Annotated in this window: 26 protein-coding genes, 1 tRNA gene and 2 riboswitches; of the genes, 8 read left to right on the top strand and 19 right to left on the bottom strand. The window is 40.7% G+C overall.

Translation table 11 applies throughout. The annotated features are described in order from the left end of the window. Positions 1–3 precede the first annotated feature (3 nt). Positions 4–399, top strand: a complete 396-nt coding sequence (locus tag FBF75_RS12900) for an SA1362 family protein (protein WP_007501201.1) — start codon at positions 4–6, stop codon at positions 397–399. On the opposite strand, the gene FBF75_RS12895 is transcribed toward FBF75_RS12900, so the two are convergent. The 3 genes from FBF75_RS12895 to FBF75_RS12885 form a co-directional block, all read right to left on the bottom strand. Continuing rightward, the gene (locus tag FBF75_RS12895) at positions 396–1,271 is read right to left on the bottom strand and encodes a patatin-like phospholipase family protein (RefSeq protein WP_008342205.1); all 876 of its coding nucleotides are present in this window, start codon (positions 1,269–1,271) and stop codon (positions 396–398) included. The two genes, FBF75_RS12900 and FBF75_RS12895, sit on opposite strands and share 4 nt — an antisense overlap. Before the next feature lie 306 nt (positions 1,272–1,577). Then, positions 1,578–2,012 (bottom strand): transcriptional regulator MntR, encoded by a 435-nt coding sequence (gene mntR, locus FBF75_RS12890; protein ID WP_003215946.1) that lies wholly within the window; start codon positions 2,010–2,012, stop codon positions 1,578–1,580. A gap of 85 nt (positions 2,013–2,097) precedes the next feature. Further along, positions 2,098–2,934 (bottom strand): lipoate--protein ligase family protein, encoded by an 837-nt coding sequence (locus FBF75_RS12885; protein ID WP_017357972.1) that lies wholly within the window; start codon positions 2,932–2,934, stop codon positions 2,098–2,100. A 219-nt stretch (positions 2,935–3,153) separates the two neighbouring features. On the opposite strand from FBF75_RS12885, the gene FBF75_RS12880 reads away from it, so the two are divergent. Further along, positions 3,154–3,534 (top strand): rhodanese-like domain-containing protein, encoded by a 381-nt coding sequence (locus FBF75_RS12880; RefSeq protein ID WP_024718853.1) that lies wholly within the window; start codon positions 3,154–3,156, stop codon positions 3,532–3,534. 39 nt (positions 3,535–3,573) lie between these two features. Here FBF75_RS12880 and gcvPB read toward each other — a convergent pair whose 3' ends face one another. From gcvPB to gcvT, 3 genes are read right to left on the bottom strand one after another with little or no spacing between them, the layout of a single operon-like run. Further along, positions 3,574–5,034, bottom strand: coding sequence for an aminomethyl-transferring glycine dehydrogenase subunit GcvPB (gene gcvPB / locus FBF75_RS12875; protein WP_136944817.1), 1,461 nt, complete (start codon positions 5,032–5,034; stop codon positions 3,574–3,576). Continuing rightward, positions 5,027–6,373 (bottom strand): aminomethyl-transferring glycine dehydrogenase subunit GcvPA, encoded by a 1,347-nt coding sequence (gcvPA, locus tag FBF75_RS12870; RefSeq protein ID WP_025207616.1) that lies wholly within the window; start codon positions 6,371–6,373, stop codon positions 5,027–5,029. The genes gcvPB and gcvPA overlap by 8 nt, the downstream gene beginning before the upstream one ends. Before the next feature lie 16 nt (positions 6,374–6,389). Beyond that, positions 6,390–7,487, bottom strand: coding sequence for a glycine cleavage system aminomethyltransferase GcvT (gene gcvT, locus FBF75_RS12865; protein WP_136944816.1), 1,098 nt, complete (start codon positions 7,485–7,487; stop codon positions 6,390–6,392). A 104-nt stretch (positions 7,488–7,591) separates the two neighbouring features. After that, positions 7,592–7,687: riboswitch (glycine riboswitch) on the bottom strand. Between the two features lie 3 nt (positions 7,688–7,690). Beyond that, positions 7,691–7,798: riboswitch (glycine riboswitch) on the bottom strand. 250 nt (positions 7,799–8,048) lie between these two features. On the opposite strand from gcvT, the gene FBF75_RS12860 reads away from it, so the two are divergent. From FBF75_RS12860 to sinR, 4 genes are all read left to right on the top strand, one after another. Then, positions 8,049–9,719 carry a DEAD/DEAH box helicase gene (locus FBF75_RS12860; RefSeq protein ID WP_136944815.1) on the top strand — a complete coding sequence of 557 codons (1,671 nt, stop codon included), beginning with the start codon at positions 8,049–8,051 and terminating at the stop codon, positions 9,717–9,719. A 14-nt stretch (positions 9,720–9,733) separates the two neighbouring features. Next, entirely contained in the window at positions 9,734–10,531 is a 798-nt protein-coding gene (locus FBF75_RS12855) for a YqhG family protein (protein ID WP_136944814.1), read from the top strand. 184 nt (positions 10,532–10,715) lie between these two features. Then, on the top strand, positions 10,716–10,880 hold the full coding sequence (locus FBF75_RS12850) for an anti-repressor SinI family protein (protein ID WP_008342197.1): 165 nt from the start codon (positions 10,716–10,718) through the stop codon (positions 10,878–10,880). A 33-nt stretch (positions 10,881–10,913) separates the two neighbouring features. Further along, positions 10,914–11,249 (top strand): transcriptional regulator SinR, encoded by a 336-nt coding sequence (sinR, locus tag FBF75_RS12845; protein ID WP_017357978.1) that lies wholly within the window; start codon positions 10,914–10,916, stop codon positions 11,247–11,249. A 67-nt stretch (positions 11,250–11,316) separates the two neighbouring features. On the opposite strand, the gene tasA is transcribed toward sinR, so the two are convergent. From tasA to tapA, 3 genes are read right to left on the bottom strand one after another with little or no spacing between them, the layout of a single operon-like run. Beyond that, positions 11,317–12,117 (bottom strand): biofilm matrix protein TasA, encoded by an 801-nt coding sequence (tasA, locus tag FBF75_RS12840; protein ID WP_008342195.1) that lies wholly within the window; start codon positions 12,115–12,117, stop codon positions 11,317–11,319. 58 nt (positions 12,118–12,175) lie between these two features. Further along, the gene (gene sipW, locus FBF75_RS12835; RefSeq protein ID WP_041091749.1) at positions 12,176–12,748 is read right to left on the bottom strand and encodes a signal peptidase I SipW; all 573 of its coding nucleotides are present in this window, start codon (positions 12,746–12,748) and stop codon (positions 12,176–12,178) included. A 49-nt stretch (positions 12,749–12,797) separates the two neighbouring features. Next, positions 12,798–13,325, bottom strand: coding sequence for an amyloid fiber anchoring/assembly protein TapA (gene tapA / locus FBF75_RS12830; RefSeq protein ID WP_019743006.1), 528 nt, complete (start codon positions 13,323–13,325; stop codon positions 12,798–12,800). A 252-nt stretch (positions 13,326–13,577) separates the two neighbouring features. Here tapA and FBF75_RS12825 point away from each other — a divergent pair, with 252 nt between their 5' ends. After that, positions 13,578–13,904 (top strand): DUF3889 domain-containing protein, encoded by a 327-nt coding sequence (locus tag FBF75_RS12825; protein ID WP_048001387.1) that lies wholly within the window; start codon positions 13,578–13,580, stop codon positions 13,902–13,904. 33 nt (positions 13,905–13,937) lie between these two features. Here the strand turns inward: FBF75_RS12825 and FBF75_RS12820 are convergent, their stop codons facing one another. The 9 genes from FBF75_RS12820 to FBF75_RS12780 all read right to left on the bottom strand — a co-directional run bounded on the left by FBF75_RS12820 (position 13,938) and on the right by FBF75_RS12780 (position 19,478). Continuing rightward, the gene (locus FBF75_RS12820) at positions 13,938–14,126 is read right to left on the bottom strand and encodes a YqzE family protein (RefSeq protein ID WP_008360237.1); all 189 of its coding nucleotides are present in this window, start codon (positions 14,124–14,126) and stop codon (positions 13,938–13,940) included. Between the two features lie 60 nt (positions 14,127–14,186). After that, entirely contained in the window at positions 14,187–14,570 is a 384-nt protein-coding gene (locus tag FBF75_RS12815) for a competence type IV pilus minor pilin ComGG (protein WP_017357982.1), read from the bottom strand. Next, entirely contained in the window at positions 14,567–15,064 is a 498-nt protein-coding gene (gene comGF / locus FBF75_RS12810; protein ID WP_136944813.1) for a competence type IV pilus minor pilin ComGF, read from the bottom strand. The genes FBF75_RS12815 and comGF overlap by 4 nt, the downstream gene beginning before the upstream one ends. Beyond that, positions 15,006–15,320 carry a competence type IV pilus minor pilin ComGE gene (gene comGE, locus FBF75_RS12805; protein WP_017367593.1) on the bottom strand — a complete coding sequence of 105 codons (315 nt, stop codon included), beginning with the start codon at positions 15,318–15,320 and terminating at the stop codon, positions 15,006–15,008. The genes comGF and comGE overlap by 59 nt, the downstream gene beginning before the upstream one ends. After that, a complete protein-coding gene (gene comGD, locus FBF75_RS12800; protein ID WP_025207620.1) occupies positions 15,304–15,750 on the bottom strand; it encodes a competence type IV pilus minor pilin ComGD in 447 nt (148 codons plus the stop codon). The genes comGE and comGD overlap by 17 nt, the downstream gene beginning before the upstream one ends. Beyond that, a complete protein-coding gene (comGC, locus tag FBF75_RS12795) occupies positions 15,743–16,036 on the bottom strand; it encodes a competence type IV pilus major pilin ComGC (protein ID WP_008342186.1) in 294 nt (97 codons plus the stop codon). Before comGC ends, comGD begins: the two co-directional genes overlap by 8 nt. Before the next feature lie 16 nt (positions 16,037–16,052). After that, the gene (gene comGB, locus FBF75_RS12790) at positions 16,053–17,093 is read right to left on the bottom strand and encodes a competence type IV pilus assembly protein ComGB (protein WP_008342185.1); all 1,041 of its coding nucleotides are present in this window, start codon (positions 17,091–17,093) and stop codon (positions 16,053–16,055) included. Beyond that, positions 17,074–18,144 (bottom strand): competence type IV pilus ATPase ComGA, encoded by a 1,071-nt coding sequence (gene comGA / locus FBF75_RS12785; protein ID WP_025207622.1) that lies wholly within the window; start codon positions 18,142–18,144, stop codon positions 17,074–17,076. The genes comGB and comGA overlap by 20 nt, the downstream gene beginning before the upstream one ends. A 464-nt stretch (positions 18,145–18,608) precedes the next feature. Continuing rightward, positions 18,609–19,478 (bottom strand): STAS domain-containing protein, encoded by an 870-nt coding sequence (locus FBF75_RS12780; RefSeq protein WP_136944812.1) that lies wholly within the window; start codon positions 19,476–19,478, stop codon positions 18,609–18,611. A gap of 99 nt (positions 19,479–19,577) precedes the next feature. Here FBF75_RS12780 and FBF75_RS12775 point away from each other — a divergent pair. Next, positions 19,578–19,648, top strand: a tRNA-Gln gene (locus FBF75_RS12775). Between the two features lie 55 nt (positions 19,649–19,703). On the opposite strand, the gene FBF75_RS12770 is transcribed toward FBF75_RS12775, so the two are convergent. Further along, complete coding sequence (locus FBF75_RS12770) at positions 19,704–20,084, bottom strand: Spx/MgsR family RNA polymerase-binding regulatory protein (protein WP_007501232.1); 381 nt, start codon at positions 20,082–20,084, stop codon at positions 19,704–19,706. Positions 20,085–20,158 lie beyond the last annotated feature (74 nt).

The following is a 20,158-nucleotide window of genomic DNA, read 5'->3' as shown; positions in this document are numbered from 1 at the left end:
GTTATGAATCGCCGAGTACATCCTGCTTTTACCATTATTTTCGCTTTAGGTGTTTTGGGATTTGTGTATTTACTCACAACGAATCCAAGCAGACTCTTTACAATGCTGCTATCAGTTGTGATCGTTGGAGCGGTTCTATTTTTCTTATTTAGATGGCTGATGAATCGAAGAACTGGAACAGAAGGAAATCTTTATCGTAAAGCAGTCAAACAATCAAAACGTCGCTACCAGCAGCCTAAACCAAAAACGAAAAGCCAGATGAAAAACCGGGTCACTCATTTGCGAAGCGTGCCGACTGACCACAAGTCTAAGCCCGTCCTTCTCAAAAAGAAAAGCCAAACACATTTGACAGTCATTGAAGGCAAGAAAAACAAAAAGAAAAATCGCGCCTTATTTTAAAATGTCCAGCTCTTTAAAAATTGCTCGGCCTTCTGTCTGCCTAGATCGACGAGCGCCTTTTTCTTTTCTGTCATCAGCTGAAAATCAGTGGCAATGACGTGTTCTACAGGAATAAAAATAATATGACGTTCGTGTTTTGTGGCAATATGTCTTTCGTCATGAGCACCACGCATCGTTTCAAATAGAGCGCCAAACAGTTCAAACGCATTGCGGATGGAATGTTGAGGGCGTTCTTTTTCGTTTGGGGTTAATGTGACACCGACAAACGGTCTTTTTTTCTCTTCAGCAAAAAGCCAAATCGGAAAGTTGCTGAGCACGCCGCCATCCACTATGGTACAAATTCCTTTTGAAGACCTCAGTTTGACAGGTTCGAAAAAATACGGCAGACTGCAGCTCATCCGAATGGCTCTGGCGACAGAAAACCGTTCTGGATTTAACCCATAGGAAGGAAGGTCATCTGGAAGGACAAGGATTTTGCCATTTGTTAAATCAGAAGCGACGATTTTGAGCGTATCTTTTTTCAGATCCCCGAATACGGTGACGCCTTTTCGTTTTAACACGTCTGTCAGCCATTTTTCTAGACGGTCACCTTTGTAAAGGCCAAGACGCCAATAAATAGACACCCACCTGAGCATTTTAAACGGAATGAATTGACACCTTCGATCAAGCAATTGATGCTCATCCATTTCGTCTAACAGCTCCCGAATCTCCTGACTCGTAAAACCCGCTGCGATGAGTGAAGCAATGATCGCTCCCGCACTTGTTCCAGCGAGACGGACAAATTGAAACCCTCTTGCTTCAAGCGCTTCATAGGCGCCTGCAAGTGCTGCACCCTTAATGCCTCCACCTGAGAACACACCATCTATCTTCATCAAGGAGCCCCCTTTTCTGTCACACTATTAATAGTGTAGGAGCATTTGCCTTTCATTAGAACTATATTCAAAAAGGACACCCATGCTAAGGGTGTCCTTTCAGCGTGTAGACAAACCCTCGCATTCGGTGTCAGTCCTGCGCTCCGGTGCTTACGAATGTCAAATTCGCTCCGCTCCGATGCTCGTCCTTCTTAGACTGCAAAGGTTTTCTTTCACGCTGAAAAGAAGACAAAGAGCTAAAATAAAGTACATTTTACCCCTTTGTCAACAATTTAAAAGGACACCCTTCGACAGGTGTCCTTTTTCTTAAGATTCTTGATTTGTTTGTTCGTTTTTCTTTTGAATCGCTTTCAGCTGAACGGATCGCTCATCGTTTTCTTCAAAGAATTGGACAAGGTCGCCGATGCGGTCAATGCTGTTCCAGCTGAGATGATGCTCAATACCTTCTACATCATCATAAATTTTCTCTTCATCTACACCAATGATTCTTAAAAATTGCTCTAGCAGTTCATGTCTGTATACGAGACGTTTTCCAATTTTTTTGCCTTTCGGGGTTAAAATTAGACCACGATATTTCTCATAAATGAGGTATTCATCTTTATCTAGCTTCTGAACCATTTTTGTTACAGAGGAGGGATGGACAGCGAGGGCTTCTGCAATATCAGATACTCTTGCATATCCTTTTTCTTCTATCAGCATATAAATTTGTTCAATATAATCTTCCATACTAGGTGTAGTCATAAAACCCCTCCAAAATGCACCTTTACTTAATAATCATAACAATTCTACACCATCGCCCATTAAAAAACAAGAAGAGTCCTTCGTCTTAACGCTTGTAATTCCAATCATCTGTGGCGTATTTCGTTTTGGCGAGGTGATGAACAAATGCCAACTCTTCATCTGTCAGCTCATAAGGCACAAGCTCGATATTTAATCCTTTTTCAAACCCTCGTTTAAATGCAACACGCGCATCGTCTATCGTACATGTTCGATCTGAAATTTCATTGATCGCCACCGCTTTGTTTTTAAAGCTGCGCTGCATCCGCTCTCTCACCCGGTCATTTGGATACAGAAATAAATCAAACAATTTATCCTCATCAAGATCAATTAAAATCGAGCCATGCTGGAGGATCACACCTTTTTGCCTTGTTTGCGCACTGCCTGCTACTTTTCTGCCTTCTACAACAAGCTCGTACCATGAAGGCGCATCAAAACATACAGACGATCTTGGATTTTTTAAGCTTTCTTTTTCTTTTTCTGTACGAGGAATGGCAAAATACGCATCGAGTCCCAGTTCTTTAAAGCCCTCTAAAATCCCTTCTGAAATGACGCGGTATGCCTCTGTCACCGTCGCCGGCATCTCTGGGTGCTCTTCTGACACGATGACACTGTAGGTCAATTCCTGATCATGAAGAACGCCGCGGCCTCCTGTAGGCCTGCGAACAAATCCAAGACCATAGCGCTCAACCGCTTCCATGTTGATTTCTTTTTCAACATGTTGAAAATATCCAACAGATAATGTCGCTGGATTCCAACCATAAAAACGGATCACAGGCGGGATCAGCTTCTCGCTATGCCAATAAAGCAAGGCCTCGTCCATTGCCATGTTAAAGGCAGGGTCTTGGTTTCCTGTATCAATGAAACACCATTTCTCTTTTTGCATATAAAATCCCTTCTCTTTTACGTAGTCAATGTTAGATAATGGTGGTGACCACCGATTTTCTCTCTTCATCAGTCTATCAAATAGGGAAGGAATTGAAAATAATTCTTACCATTTATGATGACAAGTTTCTTTTGCTTTACTATAATAGTATTTGTCTAAAACGTACCATCAGACAGGTGACTGTGCTGATGCTCAAGAAGGAGTCGAGTCGTATTGCCAATATTCAACTATATCGTCCTCTCACTTTGTGGACTTTTCGTTCTTTATTCCATCGGCAGTTACATTTATCAGCAGCGCATAATGAAAACGCTGACGGAAGCAGAATTTATCAAAGGTTACCGCAAAGCCCAACTCATTGATGTGAGAGAACCAAATGAGTTTGAAGGTGGACATATTTTAGGCGCAAGAAACATTCCCCTTTCACAATTAAAGCAGCGCAAAAATGAAATACGCCCTGACAAGCCTGTTTATCTCTATTGCCAAAATAATTTGAGAAGCGGAAAGGCTGCTCAAACGTTACGTAAAAATGGCTGTCGTGAGATTTATAATTTAAAGGGCGGCTTTAAAAAATGGGGCGGCCGCATTAAAACAAAGAACTAACAAAAAAGACTCTGGGAGCTATTGCCCCCATGAGTCTTTTTATTTTCTTTCAAAAACTAGCACTGGATTCCGTGCTGCCTTTGTTTCATCCATTCGTTTCACAACGGTTGTATGTGGTGCTTCCTGTACGATTTCTGGGTTCTCTTCCGCTTCTTTTGCGATTTGAATCATCGCTTCAATAAATGCATCGAGGGTTTCTTTTGATTCTGTTTCAGTTGGTTCAATCATGATACATTCCTCTACATTTAGCGGGAAGTAAATCGTTGGCGGATGATAGCCAAAATCAAGTAATCGTTTGGCAATATCAAGTGTCCGCACACCTAGTTTCTTTTGGCGTTTACCTGAAAGGACAAATTCATGCTTACAATGGCGGTCAAATGGCAGATCATAATGAACACATAAGCGGCGCATCATATAGTTTGCATTCAACACCGCATGATCAGTTACAGCCTTTAAGCCGTCTGGTCCCATAGAGCGGATATACGCATACGCTCTGACATTGATACCAAAGTTCCCATAGAACGGTTTCACACGGCCGATGGATTCTGGACGATCGTAATCAAAGAAATAACGATCATCTTTCTTCACAAGCACTGGCTTTGGCAAATATGGAATCAAATCCTTTTTCACGCCAACTGGACCTGAACCAGGGCCTCCTCCTCCGTGTGGACCTGTAAAGGTTTTATGAAGATTTAAGTGAACCACATCAAATCCCATATCCCCAGGTCTTGCTCTGCTTAATACAGCATTTAAGTTCGCTCCATCATAATAAAGCTTCCCGCCTGCTCCGTGGACGATTTCAGCCATTTCTAAAATATTTTCTTCAAAAAGGCCGAGTGTATTTGGATTTGTGAGCATGAGAGCCGCCGTTTCTTCATTGACAACACGGCGCAGGTCGTCTAAATCGACAAGCCCATGTTCATTAGATGCCACCGTAATCGTTTCAAATCCAGCTACGGTTGCAGATGCGGGATTTGTTCCATGAGCAGAATCAGGCACGATGACTTTTGTTCGTTTATGATCTCCTCTTGCTTCATGGTATGCACGAATCATCATGAGCCCCGTCCATTCGCCATGTGCTCCTGCCGCAGGCTGTAATGTCACGGCGTCCATTCCTGTAATTTCTTCTAAATGGTCACCTAAATCATAAAGTAACTCTAATGCACCTTGCACAGTGTCTGCCTCTTGAAGTGGATGCACATGCGAGAAACCTGCAAGACGTGCCACCTTTTCGTTAATCTTTGGATTATATTTCATAGTACAAGAGCCTAGAGGATAAAAGCCAGAATCGACCCCGTGATTACGCCTAGATAATGCTGTGTAGTGACGCATAATGTCCAGTTCAGAAACCTCTGGCAGCTCCGCATCTTCATGGCGGATATACGTTTCATCAAATAAATCTGGGAGCTTCTCCTCAGGTACGTCTAAATCAGGCAGGCTGTAACCAATTCTTCCTTCTTTGGATAATTCAAAAATAAGCGGCTGATCTTGTTTATTCATGACGATCCCCCAATTCCTTGATGAACGTATCAATTTCTTCTTTTGTTCTTAGTTCTGTCACAGCGACGAGCATATGCTGCTGAAGCTCTGGATAATCCCGTCCCAAGTCATATCCACCGATGATTCCTTTTTCAAGCAATCGCTCATTCGCTTCTTTCACAGGTTCATTCAGTTTCAACACAAATTCATTAAAATGAGCGCCCTCTATTTCAGCCTGTAACCCATGTTTTTCTGCCTGCGTCTTGGCATAATGGGCCTTTTGTACGTTTTGATAGGCAATGTCTTTGATACCTGTTTTCCCAAGCGCCGTCATCGCAACAGAAGCGGCTAACGCATTTAATGCTTGGTTCGAACAAATATTTGAAGTCGCTTTGTCTCTTCGGATATGCTGCTCGCGCGCTTGAAGGGTCAGCACAAATCCTCGCACACCGTTCTCGTCTTCTGTTTGCCCGACTAAACGCCCCGGCACTTTCCGCATTAATTTTTTCGTCACAGCAAAATATCCACAATGAGGTCCGCCAAATGCAGCTGGAATGCCAAATGGCTGCGCATCACCAACGACAATATCTGCCCCAAGCTTTCCTGGAGGTGTCAGTAAACCAAGTGCAAGCGGGTTGCTTGAGACGATGAATAAACTTTTCCCTTTATGTGCAATCGGTTCAATGTCTTTTAACGGTTCAACAACACCGAAGAAGTTTGGGTATTGTACAAGGACCGCTGCTGTTTCCTCGCAGACAGCTTCTTCTAATGCAGCTAGATCGGTCTGACCTTTTCGCGCAGGTACCTCGACGACTTCAATATGCTGTCCTTTCGCATATGTTTTCAGCACCGCTCTTGATTCAGGATGAACCGTTTCAGAGACCACAACCTTTTTCTTCTTTGTATGTCCTGCAGCCAGCATCGCCGCTTCAGCTAATGCCGTTCCGCCATCATACATCGAGGAGTTGGCAAGATCCATACCGGTCAGCTCAGCAATCATTGTTTGAAATTCAAAGATTGCTTGCAATTCACCTTGAGAAATTTCAGGCTGATAAGGTGTGTACGCTGTATAAAATTCAGAACGTGAAATCACATGGTCGACAATCACAGGCTGGTAATGATCATACACACCAGCACCTAAAAACGAGGCATAAGCCACTGTATCTTTATTTTTTGCAGCAAGACGAGACAATTCCCGCACTAGCTCTGTTTCTGATGCGGCTTCTTTAATGTTGTACGCACCTTTGAATCTGACTTTCTCTGGGATATCTGAGAAAAGCTCATCAATTGACTGAACACCGATGACATCCAGCATTTCTTTTTGATCTTGCTCTGTTTGCGGCAAATACCTGTGCTTCATCCTCTATTCCTCCTCGTTATTTGGCTCTTTTATAAAATGGTGTGGCGACAATTTTGGCTTTTAGACGTTTTTTGCGAACTTGCACTTCCACTTCTGTCCCAAGCTGCGCCTCTGATGTTTCAATCAAGGCAAGCCCAATATTTTTCTTTAATGTTGGAGATTGTGTACCGGTTGTGACTAAACCAATCTGCTTATCTCCTGAGAAGACTGGATAGTCTGTCCGCGGAATCCCCTTATCTATCATTTCAATCCCGACAAGCTTTCGCTTTGGTCCTTCTTCTTTTTGTTTTTTAAGTGCATCTTTTCCGATAAAATCTGCTTCTTTATCCGTTTTAACAGCAAAACCAATGCCGCCTTCTAAAGGAGAAATATCCTTCGTGAGCTCTTGGCCATAAAGCGGGAGTCTTGCTTCAAATCTTAAGGTGTCACGTGCACCGAGTCCACATGGAATCAGTCCTTTCGGCTGTCCTGCTTCTAATAAAGCGGTCCAAAGGTGAACAGCATCTTTTGACTGGCAGTAGATTTCAAAGCCATCTTCTCCTGTGTAGCCGGTTCTTGAGACAAGCACCTCTTTTTGCGCAATGATTGCTTTTGATAAAAATGTAAATGGCTTCAGTGATGTTACCTCTTCATCCGCAACATCTTTGATGATGTCAGCAGCAAGAGGTCCTTGAAGGGCTAACAAGGCGGTTTGATCAGAGACATTTTTAATCGAAACATCTTCCCCACCTTGATGTTTCAGCAGCCAATCCACATCTTTTTCAATATTTGAAGCATTGATCACAAGCAAATAGTTGTTCTTTTCTTTTTGGTAGACGAGCAGATCATCCACCGTTCCGCCATCTTCATAACACATGGCTGTATATAGTGCCTTACCGTCTGTCAGCTTTGACAGATCATTGGTTAATAACCTTTGTAAAAAAGGAAGAGCTCCCTGACCTGTGACTTCCACCTCACCCATGTGAGACACGTCAAACAGCCCTGCTTTTGTTCGAACAGCTTCATGTTCTTCTTTAATGGAAGAAAATTGGACAGGTAATTCCCAGCCCCCGAAGTCAATGGTTTTTGCGCCAAACGTTTCATACGCATGAAAAAGCGGTGTTCGTTTCAACATCAATCGTTTCCCCCTTTTTTCTTACAGTGCACATCACAAGCTGAATTTTCAGAAAAAAATCACAGCAAAAAAGGACAGAGCGCTCCCTTTTATCAAAAAGAAGTCTCTGTCCTTGCACCTGAAAGTTTACAGCACAACATCATTGTGCGTTTTCCCCTTTGGTGGTTTGCTAAAAATCGCTGCGCAAACACTCTCCAGAGTTGCGTCCGGTAAGAGTACTTTTGCCTGAGAGATTCACTGAACCAATTCAGCTTGCTCCTTCGGCGCCTGTCAGTGCAAAATAACCGCTAGGTCTCTCCCCATACCATCATCCGCTCATATTCTTCACCTTTATTGGACATACTATCAAAATGGGTGACTTATTCTCTAGATCACTTACCAACATCCTACCATTAGAAATGGATGAAGAGCAACAGAAAAATCATTAACATTTTTAAAATAATCATTCATTATCGTTCGCTTTTATTGATATATAACATCTTTTAAATCGCTATCAAAAAATGAAGCGTTTAAAAACAGAACGATTTTATCATCACTCTACCAGAAAGGCAGGCGGTCACATTGAATATTCAAACGATATTTGATCAAAAATGGGCAAGTGAATTTCAAAAGCGGCTTACAGCAGACGGTCCCTGGGCGAATTGGGATATGTACCGTTTAGCAGCACAGGTACAAAAAGTGACAGCCATTGATTCATTTGAAGGACTGCAAGCACCTGCGCACCTGCCTGCATTTACTCCTTTAAAACACCAGCTCGAAGTCGCTAGAAGAGTCGTAGAAGAGATGAATGGGAAAGCCATTTTAGCAGATGAAGTGGGTCTTGGAAAAACCGTTGAAGCAGGACTGATTATCAAAGAATACATGATTCGCGGACTTGCCAAAAAGATTCTCATTCTCGTACCCGCCTCCCTTGTGTCCCAATGGGTACAAGAACTGCGGACGAAATTTTACATAGATGCTGTCGAGCAAAAGAAGAGCTATGTGTGGGAGCAGTGCGATGTTGTGGTTTCCTCAATTGATACAGCCAAAAGACAGCCGCATCGAGACACGATCTTATCCATCTCCTACGATATGGTCATTATTGATGAAGCACACAAACTGAAAAACAATAAAACGAAAAACTATGAGTTTGTGAGAAATTTGAATAAAAAGTTCTGCCTACTGCTCACAGCCACACCTATCCAAAATCGGATAGGAGAAATTTTTAATCTCGTCTCTCTGTTGAAGCCAGGCCATTTAGGTAATGAAACACAATTTAAAGACCTCTTTGCCAAAAAAGATCTTCAACTTGAAGACCATGACCGGCTAAAACAGTTAGTCAATAAAGTCATGATTCGGAACCGGAGACAAGACACTGGCATCGAGTGGTCAAAGCGTCATGTGAAGACAATTTCTATTGATTTCTCCCCAACAGAACAAGCATTATATGATGAAATTTGTCAGTTAAAAGAAAACCCTTCCTATACGAAGCACATGTTTTCAATTATGACCTTAGAACGAGAATGCTGTTCGAGCCGTGAGGCCGTCTATATGACCATCAAAAAAATGCAAGAAGAGGAAAAACACATTCTAGGCGCTTCTGCGATGATGCAAATCATGGAGAAAATCAACCAGGTAGAACAAAATTCTAAAGCACTTGAAGTCGTTAAACTCATTCAGCAATTAAATGAAAAAGTCATTATCTTCACTGAATACCGTGCGACACAAATTTATTTGCAATGGTTTCTCCAGCAAAACGGCATCAGTTCGGTTCCTTTTCGAGGCGGGTTTAAACGTAGTAAAAAAGACTGGATGAAAGATTTATTTAGAGAGCGGGCGCAAGTGCTCATCGCAACAGAAGCAGGCGGCGAGGGGATCAACCTTCAATTTTGCAACCAAATCATCAACTACGACCTTCCGTGGAACCCAATGCGCTTGGAACAAAGAATTGGACGTATTCACCGGCTCGGTCAAGAGCGGGATGTCCACATTTACAATATGGCAACAAGCGGGACAGTCGAAGAACATATTTTAAAACTTTTATATGAAAAAATTCAGCTGTTTAAAAACGTCATTGGCGATCTAGATGATATTTTAACCCGAATTGATATCCAAGATGCTGAAACAGAATTGCATCAAATTCTCTTCCAGCACGAGTCTGACGTAGACATGAAAAAGAAATTAACCCAATTTGCTTCCTATTTAACAGAAGCACAAACACCGCTTTTAGAAGAAAGACAGCAAGGTTCATAAAGGAGAGTTGACCAATGGAGCAGCGCGAGATTCACACATTTCTTCTCCGTTTCTTTCAGGCAAATCAATGCGACATACTTGAAGAAAGTGCAGGGCACATGACCGTACAGCTGACAATCGAAATGGATAAATTGATCATGAACCGTCCTTTTTATTGGCATTGGCTCGAAAAAACGGGAGGCGTACCTGAGCCACGGCAATTGACTTTGATCACCGATCAAAAAAAAGCTGATGACTCGGTCGAAGGAGAATTTGTCCACTTCGGCTCCCCTCGTTTATTCCAAATATTCGAGGCTGTGAAACAGCAAGGCCGTTTTATTCGGCTGTACGAAAAAGTCAGACCGCTCACAAACAGCCAGATCGCACTGGAGCCGTGGCTTGGTCTCAATGTCAAAATATCCTATCTGGCAGACCGTAAAAAAGATAAACTGCTGTCTCTTGGACTTCATCTAATACGCGGAGAAGTCATCGAACAATTTCAAGAGAAGCTGGAAGCGTGTGAGCTATCGTCTCAAATTCCTGATTATTGCTTTACAATGAGTACGATGATTAAGCCAGAGAGCGGCGTCAAACGGCTTTACAGCCTGATGGAACGTTATGCCAATGAAGAGCCGGATGATTGGGCGGTAAGAGCTGTTCAAAAGTGGAAAGAAGACTCGGAACTTTTAAACCAATTTTATGAAGGGACTTCAGACACATCTGTAGAATATGAAATAGAAAGACAAGCACTTAAAACTTTATACGAACCAAAAATCAGTCTTACGATTGAAAATGGCGGACTTTTTTACTTACAGCAAAAAAGAGGAGGTTGACTTAGCGAGTCTCCCTCCCTTTCAAGTGATATCAAATTTTCGATCAATCAAAAGCAACGTTTGTCTGTTTGTATTGGGCGGAAACATGACGCAAGCAATCTATGAGGTCTTATCACCTGTGTTTTTCCATTTCATGCGTTAAGTGCCTGAAATACACGATTCAGTATTTTAGGAGGGTATTTGTATGGAAAAGAAAACGAAGTTATTAGACAGTGAATGGGTTCAATTATTACGCGAAGCGCGCAAAGCAGGACTAACAGTAGAAGAAGTCCGTCATTTTCTCAAATCACGCGAAAAGTCCTCTGAGTCTCCCCCTATGGCAAGAAGTCATTCTATCAAACCTTTCTGAATGTGCTATAATATCGAAAGGAAGGTGATGACATTGATTGGCCAGCGTATTAAACAATACCGCAATGAAAAAGGCTACTCACTATCAGAACTGGCCGAAAAGGCTGGGGTAGCGAAGTCTTATTTAAGTTCAATAGAAAGAAACTTGCAAACAAACCCCTCCATTCAATTTCTTGAAAAAGTCTCCGCTGTTCTGGACGTCTCGGTTCATACACTGTTAAACGAAAATGATGAAACCGAATACGATGGTCAATTAGATAGTGAATGGGAAAAACTAGTTCGAGATGCAATGACATCAGGGGTTTCGAAAAAGCAATTTCGTGAATTTTTAGATTATCAAATCTGGAAAAAAAAGCAAGAAGAGGAGTAATGCGCATATTTTAGCGCATACTCCTCCAATTGCTATGCAGATCTTGTTATCAGTCTAAAGACTGACTTTATTTTTTATCTTCGCTGTGTGCTTTTTCGTTTTCTTTCACGTAGCCTTTTTCATCCGTATGCTTTTTTGGATTGATCGTTAAACCATTCCACTGAGTCGCTTCGAAGGAAAGATCAACTTGAATCGCATCGCCTTGGTATTTATTTTGGATATAGTTACCCGCTTTATCCTTCGTCTGGTCATTGACAAATTCAATGATCATTTCCATTTTATCGTAATCAAACGGATTCTTTGGAATGCCGTCATACTCTGGAGCTGTTGATCCATCAACGGTGGCAACATTAATTTTACCACTTTCATGTAAAAACTTCTCATCGACGGCATGACGAAGCTTTTCAAATGCGGTCTGATCCTGCTTTGACGTTAATAGATGCAGGTCAAGCAGGTTTGCATGGTCTAAAATAATATTTTTCGGGTATCCATTCCCACCTTCGGCTCCAACCGTTAGAACACTCACCTGAAATTGGCTGAGGAATTCTTCAGCTGTATTCTTCCCGCCATTTTTCGCTGATGTTCCATCTTGAAACTGGCTATAATCAAGACTCATCAGCACTTGATTAATTGCAAGAGACCCTTTATTTTCAAAATTAAATTCCTTCTTTATACGGTCACCGGGTTTTATGTTCGCAAGGTTGATGGCGCCGGAATTCTCTTTTGCAGATAGATTCAGCTCTCCTGTAGAGTAGACCGCGTTTGCCGTCTCAACATCATTAAATGCAGCCCATGTTCCCCCGCCAATTAAAGCAAGACCTAATGCTCCTGATAAAACACCTAAACGAATTGATTTTTTCATTGCCATGATTGAACCCCCTAATAAATTGTTTTATTGAAACCTGATTTAGGTTACAAACGAAAATTTATGCTTGTTCCTCTGACATATGTAACTCAGCCGTATGTCTTCGATGTTTGGCAGCACCAACAAAATGAATGGTTGAATAAACAAGCAGCATCACCCCTGGAATGATGAGCAAAAGAGCGGTCCCAGCAGAAGTTCCTGCATACGAAAGAAGCTTTCCTGCATAAGGAATGTTCACGCCCGTATACTGCGCAGTCACTTGATTCGCTTTGACGAGCGTGCCGTCTTGATACATATTGTGGTCTCCTTTTGTCTCAAAGGCTTTATTTACTCCTTTTCCTTTCACCCCAACAATGCGGTGAGTCACAAAGGATTGGTCTTGCTTCGTTTGAAACGTAATAATATCCCCTTTTTTGAGTGCTTCAGGTGAGGTGACATGTTTCACGACAATCAATGAACCAGTCGAAAATTCCGGTTCCATTGATCCAGATAATACTTGCTTGAACTCATAACCAAAAATCTGAGGATCTCCACCTGTCGTCCTTGATGACAACACGACAATAATACACACAATCATCATCGTGAAGACCAGCGCGTAAAGAATACTCCCAGACATTTTCATCCACTTTTTCATACCTTTCTCCCCTTTACATATCATGTTTCATTCAAAAGACTAGTCCCCTTTAGGACACCTTTTCTTGACAATTCGAAAGCTGCATATGTTGAGACGTAAAGAATGGCTTTTCAGAACCACCAAACCCTTTAGGATAATAGATTTTAAACACATAGATTCCATTTGTTTTTGCTTTAACTGACGTGACAGTCGTCGTTTCTTCTGATGAGAGGGACTGTATAGCACCTTTTTCAATAACATGGCCATCTTGTAATGGCATCTGAACACTCTCTACTTTATGTAGTTCCCACTTCCATTCAGAGTGCGCGATGGGTTGTCCAATATTTTTTAGTGACATGCTCAGCTTTTGAGGCGCACAGACTGTCCCCTCAATGATCGTTTGATCGATCAGTTTCAAATGGCTTCTATCCCATTTCTTTGGCTGGCAATGCTGATCTGTCTCTTCGAAATTTTCACATGTTTTCATGACAAAATTCGAATGCTCGACATCGTTAAAAGAAGCATTAGTAGACGTAATAAAAAAAGAAGTGAAAATCAAACAAATAGCACAAAATAGTACAAAGAGCGGCTGTTTCATTGATTCTTTCAACTCCTTGAACAATTGTTCTTTAAAAAGAACGATTACACTCAGTATAAGGAATTACCTATAAAATCCAAAACGTCAAATTAGTCCATTTTGTTCTTAAACAAGAACATTACCGAGAAAATTCTTCCATTTTCTCATTCTTTCGCCATATTCAATATTTTTTTCTGTGACATTTGTACTTCTTAAAAATTTACATAAAAGTGCAGGATTTGGTCAGGATAATAATTGGTGAGGTGATGTTAGTTGAAATATGGAAGAATCATGATCATGCTCAGTTTACTGTTAAGCCCTTCGATCCAAAGCGCCCATCTAACGGAGGCAAAAGGAATCACTGCTGCCGCAGATCAATGGGAAACAAGGGCAGTCAAAGAAGCAAAAAAACGGTATCCGTTAGCACATGTTTTATTCAAACAAAAAGTGTGGGATCGGCACCGGGAGAAAGAATCCGTGAAGCAATATCATATTACATTGAAAGATCAGGCCAAAGAATTTGGGGTATATGTCACCATTTCCTATAACCCATACTCGAACAAGGTCAATAAAGTCATTGTTGTGGAAGAATACAGCTAAAATGGCATTAAAAAACCGCCTGCTGGCGGCTTTTTACTTTTGTCGATGACGTTTTTTTAGCATCATTGAAAAGCCAAAAGGCAGAACACCGAATAAACGCTGAGAAAATGGTGGTTTCGTCTCCATTTTTTCCTGTTTATGTTCTTTCCGCTCGTCACGTGGTGTATTCATATATTTAATAATTTCCTGCGTCATATATTTTACGTAATCATTTGTCTTCATCGAACACTCACCTCTTCTTCCTTAAAGTGTTACCAAGAAGAGTATCGTTTTATACACTCGCTAATAAGTGCTGATCCATTGATTGATTTCTCCTGTCTCCTTATTCATCTCTAGTTCCCGCTCGTCAGTTACACCACCATTTGTTTCGATGTTAACCAAGAGGCGGACTATCTTTTTTCTGTGATCGCACCCAATTCGCTTCAATGTCACTCGGCCTTCTTCTGTGACAATTGGGCTCAATCGCTGATCACAAATCCGATTTAATTTATTTGCGGCTTCATTTAGACCCATTCGAAATAACTGCTGTTTTTGATAAAAAGAAATTGTGAGCTCTGCACTTTTCAACTCTTTTTGAAACCCAATGGTCATTGAGCCTAGAATCAATAAAAATAAAAGAATGACAGCAAGTACGTGAGGATAAATAAACCCGTCTTCTCTTTTCACGTTTTAGGAATCACTCCTTTGTAAGTGAAAAAAACAGCTTCATGTACTTGACCAAATACATCTGTGACTTGGAGAGTGGTGGTTTGCTCTTTTGTTCTTACATGGAATTGTTTCACCTTTTGTAATAAAGGAAGATGACCTGCCTGATCCGTTCGTTTACGAAGCATCTCTTGATACGGCTCAATCGTCACCACTCGCCCTTGACTTGAAATATACTCCAGAGCTGTTCCATTTTTCACCGCTCTTACAGCGACAGCACAATTTAGATCCTCCTCTAATTGCAGGACCGTTTGTTTCCACTCCAATTGTGAAAACTTATTGATTTCTGCAAACGGATGAGCTTTTTCAACAATTGATAAAAGCAGCATGCAGCCAAAAGAAAGCAGCAAAAATAGCTGCAATTGCCATATTGCTTGTGCGAGTGTAAAGCCTTGTTCATCGCTCCAAATGCCAAAAGCAAATCGTCTGCTTTTTTTGTACTTTGTATGAAACACATCCCTTCTCCTGACCCCAAATGAATTCATATGTGATCTCGCCTCGTTTCTTTGTACTTGTTTTCTTTTGACCTTCTATAAAAGCTTTATTCATATACTCATGTAAAATTTGATAAGCTTCCAGTTTGGCTCTTAATTCTTCTTTCCCTATTGTCAGTTTTTCAAAGGATGGCACGAGCACAAGAGCAGCAAATAGAAAGAGCTGGCAAGAAAGGAGCATCTCAAACGTACTAAATCCTTTATTGTTTCTGAACATGAATCCGCCCGCTCCCTAAGTAAATCGTGAGTTTATATATTTGACTGCCAAATTGAACAATGAGAGAACCGCCGCTATTTGGATGCCCGTTTTTATTAAAGTGAAGGCCTTGTTGGAATGTAGAGTGCTTGATGGTACCTTTTTTGTGTGCATGAGAAGCAATGATCTGCTTACTATTCTGCTCGATGACTTGATAAGATACTTTGGTCGGGTGAAACTCAACAGTTACTCGTGTTTTTTTAATAAATGCAGTATAAGATGCCAATTGAAGATCTTGTTTTAACAAGTTCACTTGCTTTTTTGCTTCAGCACTTTCTAATATATTGGGAACTTTTCCACCTATTATCGATAATAAGATAGAGAAAATCATGACGATCAAGAGCTGCTCAATGAGTGTAAATCCTTTCTCCTGGAAAAGCGATTTATTCATTTTTCACATCCCCATTTTGAATGAAAATTGCCTTTCCATTCGGACAAGTTAATCCCTTTTTGACATAGCCTTCTTTTTCTAATTCAGCTAAAGATGGCGTCTTGCCATCATGCTCTAATTCATATGCCATTACCTGTGTACTCACCATTGATTTCAGCCCTTCACAGCCCTTTGCTTGAATGCTTTGATGATGCCGAGTGATATTTGGAATGGTAATCAATAAAAGAATGGAGATCACAAGCATGACAATTAACATTTCTAACAGTGTAAATCCTTTATCATTCATGCCTTAGTCCTCCTTTTCACACTTGTTCCATTAGTTGATACATTGGTAAGAGAATAGATAAATACACAATGAGTATAAGAAATGCTGTTAAGCCATAAATGACAGGCTGCAGCCATGAAACCCATTTTTCAATTTTCAATTCTGCATTCTCTAAAAGAAATTGACTATATGTGTACATTTCTCTTGCTAGCATCCCGCTTGCTTCCCCATGATTGATGACAGCTGCAAAATGCCTTTCGAAAAAAGGGGACCGGCTTATTTGATCTTCCATACTCTCACCCTTTCTTAACTCTCCTATCATTTGTTCAGACATTTCTTGAAGGAAGGGTAAATAGGTCTGCTGTTTAAAAGCTTGCAAACTTTCGTAAATTGATAACCCGGCTTGGAGAAGTCCACTTAGCTGAAGAGAAAAAAGATACGTATGCATCAGCTGTACCCCTTTAAATAACACTGGCAGCCTGCTGATGACTTTCAATTTCTCAAGGGTCGATTTTTTCTTAAAAAAGAGCTCATAATATCCAAAAAGACAGATACATATACAACCGATCATGAGCAGCGAAGCGTGTAGGAATTGGAAGAGGCCAAACATCCCTTGAATGAGCCATGACATGCTTGTATTCATAGATGAATATAATAAAGAAAATTGAGGGACGATCATTTGCTGAACAATGATGAGCACAACAAAAACCGTAAACATAAGAAAAATCGGATATCGTAACATACGCTTGAATGTGTCTACCTGCATGGTTTTTTTCTCTAGAAAACGGGCGCTTTGTTCAAGAGCTCGCGCTAGGCTGCCATGTTTCTCTGAAAAACAAAGAATAGCGACGACTTCCCGCTGAAAATGAAGTCGCTCAAGTACAACGTAAAAAGGCTCCCCTTCAAGCAGCCACTGAATGCCTGGCGTTAATCGCTGCTGCTGTTTTTTTGATAACTGAATATTCACCATCGTTAGTGCATCAACCAATGTATATCCGGCTTGAATCAATTGAGCCAGTTTCGATAAGAATTCAGCTTGTTCTTTTTTAGACCAGGCTTTAGAGGCTCGCTTCTTCATAAACCCATCGATGATATGTGCTTTTTGATAAATAGCCGAGTGCCACTCCTTTCCGAATTAATCTTTGCAGTGTTTCGTATGACGAATGAGCGTATTCTCCTTTTGCCTCTTTGATACACTCACCAAGCTCCTTTCCGTAAAGCAATTCAAATACATTTGTTCGTCTGACTGGCCGATTTAGTTTGCAATAAAGCTCACACGTTTCGCCGCAAAATGGACATGCGAGTTCGATTAACCGCTGAGCAGCAATGGCAACCATTGTTTGTTCGAGTTCATTCATCGTCACACCAAATTCCAGCATTCGATAAAGAGCTCCTTTTGCATTTTTTGCATGCAGTGTGCTCATGACTAAATGGCCTGTCAAAGCTGCTCTAATAGCTGTTCTGGCTGTTTCCGCATCTCTTATTTCTCCAAGCACAATCATATCTGGATCATGTCTTAAAATAGCGCGTAAACCTGCCGCATACGTGATACCAGCTTTTTCATTTACTTGAACCTGCAACACTTCTTCATTTCTTGTTTCCACAGGATCTTCAAGGGTAATAATATTCCGATTAAAATGTTTTTTGGCAAACTGAATCAATGAATAAAGTGTTGTCGTTTTCCCTGAATTTGTTGGTCCTGTAAATAAAATGAGCCCATGCGAATGATTCAGAAACGATAATAATCTCGTTGAAGCTTTCGGGAACAGTGACAAATACTTTGTTTTAGGCACATGATCCTGCGGTAAAATCCGAATCACTAGACTTTCATCATTTACAGTTGGTAGTGTAGAGAGCCGAACAAACACTTGACCACGTCTTAGCATCACAGCCAATGATCCATTTTGTGGTCTCCTTCTTTCACCAATATCCATAGAAGATAAAAATTTGAAATGAGCAATGAGCCGCTCTCCGCTCTTTTTGTCAATGATCCGCTGCTGAATGAGGTCAGCGTCTACACGAAAAGAGACTGAAGCTTCCTTTTCTCTCGGAACAATATGCACATCAGATGCTCTCATTCGGCACGCCTCTTCTAACAGCTCTTGCCCCAAATATTCAATACCATACAAGTGGTTCACTCCTTTCAGTGACCATATTGTATGATGGCGTAACGTGCCTGACAAAAGCGTATTTCATGATTTTCATGACTGAAAAAGGTTAAAAATGTTCAATTTGAGGTGTATTTCATCTATAAATAACAGAAGGACATATCAAAAAATTTGACTTTTACAACAACGGGTTCTGTTCAGAGGAGAAAATAAAAAAGAAGTGCTACTGGCACCTCTTTTTTGATGATCATCATTATTTCATTTTGTTCTTTCATTATGGATGATCTGTTACAAGGAGGTGTCTCCAAATTTAATCCTCCTTAATAGGTTACTGATTTGAAGATAAAGAATATCCTTTCGTGTCTGATTTATGGATAAAAAAAGAGACCAAATCTGTATGCGAATTGGTCATCTCATCCATATGCTCATTATATTGTTTCTCCTTGTCAACGTACCCGTTACTTTTACTAGTAACATTTTTTGGTTCACGTTGCTTCTTGCTGCTCTTCAAAGATACGAAAGCCTCTTTTTTCTAAAGCTTTTGCAAGGCTGTGTTCAGTATTTACTTTTGAGAAATCAATGCCGAGTTTCACTACAGTTTGAGCGATTTCTGGTCGAATGCCTGATATAATTGTCTCAATTCCTAGCAACTTCGCACTATCAACCACTTTAAACAGCTGATACGCAACCATCGTATCAACAACGGGAACGCCAGATATATCAATAAATAAATGGGTTAGACGCAGTCTAGATGCCTGTTCTAGTACTGATTCCAAAATGATTTTCGCCCGGTACGTATCAATTTCACCAATCAGCGGCAAAATACCGATCTCTTTTGAAACTGGAATAACAGGCGCACTAAGCTCTTGAATCATTTCTCTTTGTGCATTAAGCTGATTGATTGTCACGCGGTCATACTCTTCTGATAAACGTGCAATCATGTCATCAAATGTGGCGTAAAAATGCTGATTCCAATCGCACACATCTTTGAGTGTCACTTCAAGCTCCGTTTGTTGTGTAAAGGTCTCAATTCTGGAACAAAAAATGTGGCGGAACACCTTAAATTGTCCGATGATTTCATATAAAGGTACTTCATGAACAGCTCGATCGCGGGCAATATCAACTGACCACTTTTTTAGATGGTCTTCTACTTTATCTGATAGCGTGACTAACGTTGCTGCAATCGTTTGAATAAATGCTGTGTTTTGTTCTTTCAGCTTCTTTTCTGTCTCCTCTGAAGCATGTTTGGAATATAATGAGCCTTCTTCTGTTCTTGTTTTCAGCCATTCTTCGGTCATGACAGGGGCTTCTTTAAGAATAAATTCATATAATTGCTCAGATTTTTCATTTTTCATTTCTGTCGTTCGCTCCTTTTTCACTTACAACTAGTGACAACCAACTTTTTATGTATAAATGACCGCAGATGGTGAACAATAGCATTACACGTTTCATAATGGGCTATAGCCAAGTGGTAAGGCAATGGACTTTGACTCCGTGATCGTTGGTTCGAACCCAGCTAGCCCAGTTCAGCACAAAAACGAAGACGGCTGAAACATCATTCAGCTGATCTTCGTTTTTGATTAGGAAACCGATTGATGAATCGCTTTCTTTTTTGAAATTTTCATGAGTTCTCCTGGATTATAGCCGACCACTAATTTATTTCCATCAATGATAATAGGTCTCCGGAGCAGCTTTGGTTTTTCAATGAGAAGCTGAAGTACCTCATTTACTTTTAAATCATTAATATTTAAATTTAAGCTTTTAAAAGCTTGGCTTCGAGTAGCTAAAATTTCATCCATTCCTTCTGTTGTTAAGGAAAGGATTTTTTTCAATTCGTCTAGTGTTGGCGTTTCTCTGAAAAGGTGACGCTCTTTAAAATCAATTTGATTCGCCTTTAACCAATGTTTTGTTTTGCGGCAAGACGTGCAGCTTGGGTATGAATAAAAAGTAATGTCACTCATTAGTCTTCCTCCTTAGGTCGTTAACCTTTTCTCTTATGGACTAAGTACCCTCATAAATTTAGGCATAAACACTT

This window comes from Bacillus sp. S2(2019) (genome assembly GCF_005144805.1).
Lineage (GTDB): Bacteria > Bacillota > Bacilli > Bacillales > Bacillaceae > Bacillus > Bacillus altitudinis.
This window is presented reverse-complemented; position numbering and strand designations above follow the sequence as displayed.